The sequence below is a fragment of the Siminovitchia fortis genome (assembly GCF_007681465.1).
GTDB lineage: Bacteria > Bacillota > Bacilli > Bacillales > Bacillaceae_C > Siminovitchia > Siminovitchia fortis.
In genome coordinates, this window is sequence record NZ_VEKZ01000163.1 from 1 (window position 1) to 681 (window position 681).

Consider the following 681-nt stretch of genomic DNA (forward strand, 5'->3'; position numbering starts at 1 on the left):
TCGCCGTGTTTCCTTTATCTCGTCGGAGGCACTCCAGTCTGTACGTCGATGAGCAAGGCGCTTCCGCTTTTCTTATTAAATCATTTTGTTAAATTCTTTGCGAAGCCGCTTGATGATTCTTTTTTCAAGACGGGAAATATAGGACTGGGAAATACCTAAAATTTCGGCCACATCTTTTTGCGTCTTCTCTTCCTCTCCAGCCAAGCCAAATCGCAATTCCATAATTTGCTTTTCGCGTTGAGTCAGTTTTTGCAGAGCAGTCAGCAAAAGCTTCTTGTCAACGTGAGCTTCTATATCCCTTGTAATGATATCATTATCTGTCCCCAAAACGTCGGATAAAAGCAGTTCGTTTCCGTCCCAGTCAATATTTAACGGTTCATCAAAGGACACTTCGGACCTGATTTTATTGTTCCGTCTCAAATACATTAATATCTCATTCTCAATGCATCGTGATGCGTATGTAGCAAGCTTTATTTTCTTTTCCGGATTGAATGTGTTCACCGCTTTGATCAGGCCGATTGTTCCGATGCTTATTAAATCTTCAATATTGATGCCCGTATTTTCAAATTTTCTTGCAATATATACAACTAGTCTCAAATTCCTTTCAATTAACATGGACCTCGCCGTCTTGTCTCCATTTGGGAGCTTTTTGAGCAATATGGCTTCCTCTTCCCTGGAAAG

1 protein-coding gene is annotated in these 681 nt (G+C 40.7%); it reads right to left on the reverse strand.

Annotated elements, in window-relative coordinates; all coding sequences use genetic code 11:
* Nucleotides 1-75: 75 nt before the first annotated feature.
* The coding region (gene sigE, locus FS666_RS19430; protein ID WP_144463796.1) for an RNA polymerase sporulation sigma factor SigE at nt 76-681 on the reverse strand (606 nt) is incomplete at its 5' end.